General features: G+C 43.5%; 1 protein-coding gene and 1 pseudogene. Both read left to right on the top strand.

All coding sequences use genetic code 11. From position 1 onward, the window contains the following. On the top strand, positions 1–333 hold a 333-nt coding region (locus tag H5158_RS22475), incomplete at its 5' end, for an immunity protein YezG family protein (RefSeq protein ID WP_220491406.1). Positions 334–914: 581 nt separating this feature from the next. Next, positions 915–1,378 (top strand): annotated as a pseudogene (locus tag H5158_RS23560) (hypothetical protein); the annotation flags it as partial.

Here is a 1,378-nt window from a genome sequence, read left to right as displayed (position 1 = left end):
ATAAAAAACATCCCCCAACAACTTGGGCAATACTTGTACCAGCAAATAAATGAGCCGTGGCTTGAGGCTCAGCTTATTTTAGATTGCGAAGATGAAAACCAACTTGAATGCAAGGCTCACTATCAAACAGAAGATGATGAAAACGAACAGCCAATTACCGTGACAGATGAGATAGTCGATTTATTCAGTACTTTGTTTGAGAATGCCACTAAACACCAACCAAAAAACTGGACGCGCGCTATTTTCACCATAAATCGCCAAGGCCAATTTAATCTGAACTTTGAGCGTGATAATAATGATGATGACGTTATTACTGCACAACAAACGTATTAAACAATAGTGATTTACCTGCTCTTTAACAACATGGATGTTGTAAGGCTAGGCGCTACAGTCTTTTAAAGATTAGCGTCTAGCCTTAGGTTGCTCCCCTCATTTACTTCTCATTCTTTTCTCTTTGTGCAACATGGTTTTAAGTAAAATATTCACAAAGAGGTTAAGAGGCGCTGCGCTTAAAGAGCTCACTGCTATTTAGCTCGACAGAATGTGTGTTTTTTAATAAAAAAGCCCACAAACAGCCAGTAGTCCTAGTGCCTCAAACCCTGCGAGTATTAGTCGCATTAACGATGTAACCATCAATGATGCAGGCGTTGCAGCAACGACTGCTAGTGTGGTCGATTTAGAATATGTATACCTAGACGGGAGTCCTGTTAAAAAATGCCCCCTACACCATCACCTTCGATGATGGAACGCAGCAAACAGGGCAACTAGACGACAGTGGACAAGCGCAACTTACCAATATTCCCAGCGGTCAGTTCAGTGTTAAATACGGCGAAGACAGCCGCGATTATCAGCCAGAGGATAACACCACACCAAACCCGTTGTATGGGCAAATAACCACCGCCGATGCCGTGCACATGATTAATAGCGGTAACACCGCAAAGCTGGAAGAAGCAGGCAATTTAGCCAACCAAGCCGGTGATTGGTTATGGGGCACATTGCAAGGTGACTTTAATAAAAACCCCAGCACCTCACAAATCGTTGTGGGTACCATTATCTCGATGATACCGGTGGTTGACCAAATCATGGATATTCGTGATATTTGTGCAAATACCGTGTTACTCACCGATGATGATAAAGCCAACGACAGCGACGGCTGGATAGCCTTTACCCTAACCGCCATTGGTTTGGTTCCATTATTAGGCTCTGCTGTAAAAGGTGTGGGTAAAGTTGTAATTAAAAATAGTGGTGAGTCAATGGAAGCCGCCATTGCAGTGCTACGCAAGCTCGGTAAAGGCGACCCAGTAAAATACTTACGGGAAATAAACTGGCAAAATTTGGGCAAGCAAGCCGCCAGTGAAGTAAAAGCCGTAATCAAAGG

Source organism: Pseudoalteromonas sp. SR45-6 (genome assembly GCF_014163545.1).
GTDB classification, from domain to species: domain Bacteria; phylum Pseudomonadota; class Gammaproteobacteria; order Enterobacterales; family Alteromonadaceae; genus Pseudoalteromonas; species Pseudoalteromonas rhizosphaerae.
The sequence above is the reverse complement of the archived record's forward strand: the minus strand, read 5'-3'. Positions and strand labels throughout refer to the sequence as shown.